Here is a 1027-nt window from a genome sequence, read left to right as displayed (position 1 = left end):
AGAGCTCAGGGTTGCCATTGGGTGTCGTCCTCGGGCGCGGCGCGCAGGCGCTTGTCGTCGATGTAGCTCCGCAGCGCGCGCAGCACCTCGGTGGTGCCCTCGCCCGATGCGCCGGACATCAGCAGCACCTTGCCGCCGGACCGGGCCTCGAGTTCATCGCGCAGGAAGGCGCGTTCCTCGTCGTCCATCGTGTCGATCTTGTTGAGCACGGTGACGCGCGGCTTCTCGGCGAGGCCCGCCCCGTATTGCTCGATCTCGTTGATGATCGTGTCGTAATCCTCGAGCAGCGAGCCCGAGCTGCCGTCGACGAGGTGCAGCAGCACCGCGCAGCGCTCGACATGGCCGAGGAACAGATCGCCCAGACCCCGGCCCTCGTGGGCGCCCTCGATCAGGCCGGGAATGTCGGCCACCACGAATTCGCGCCCGTCGACACCCACCACCCCGAGGTTCGGGTGCAGCGTGGTGAACGGGTAGTCGGCGATCTTGGGCCGCGCGTTCGAGGTCGCGGCGAGGAAGGTCGACTTGCCGGCGTTGGGCAAGCCCAGCAGGCCCACGTCGGCGATGAGCTTCAGACGCAGCCAGATGGTGCGCTCGACGCCCGGCTGGCCGGGGTTGGCGCGGCGCGGGGCCTGGTTGGTGGCGGATTTGAAGTGCAGGTTGCCCCAGCCGCCGTTGCCCCCGCGCGCGAGCAGCACGCGCTCGCCCAGCGTGGTGAGGTCGGCGATCACCGTCTCTTCGTCCTCGTCGAGAATCTCGGTGCCCACGGGCACGCGCAGCACGATGTCGTCACCGTCCTTGCCGGTGCGCTGGCGGCCCGCACCGGGGCGGCCGTTCTCGGCGAAGAAGTGCTGCTGGTAGCGGAAGTCGATGAGCGTGTTGAGCCCGTCCACGGCCTCGGCCCAGACGTCACCGCCGCCGCCACCGTCGCCGCCGTCAGGACCGCCGAATTCGATATACTTCTCGCGACGAAACGAGATGCAGCCGTTCCCCCCGCTTCCGGAGCGGATGTAGACTTTGCAGAGGTCGA

1 protein-coding gene is annotated in these 1027 nt (G+C 68.8%); it reads right to left on the bottom strand.

Annotation, left to right across the window (positions count from 1 at the left end):
• Positions 1–5: 5 nt before the first annotated feature.
• Positions 6–1027 (bottom strand): GTPase ObgE (gene obgE / locus HC022_RS27400; RefSeq protein WP_167454474.1); only part of this gene is annotated, 1022 nt, incomplete at its 5' end.

The sequence above is a fragment of the Salipiger sp. HF18 genome (assembly GCF_011806505.1).
In the GTDB taxonomy this organism is placed as follows: Bacteria; Pseudomonadota; Alphaproteobacteria; order Rhodobacterales; family Rhodobacteraceae; genus Salipiger; species Salipiger thiooxidans.
This window is presented reverse-complemented; position numbering and strand designations above follow the sequence as displayed.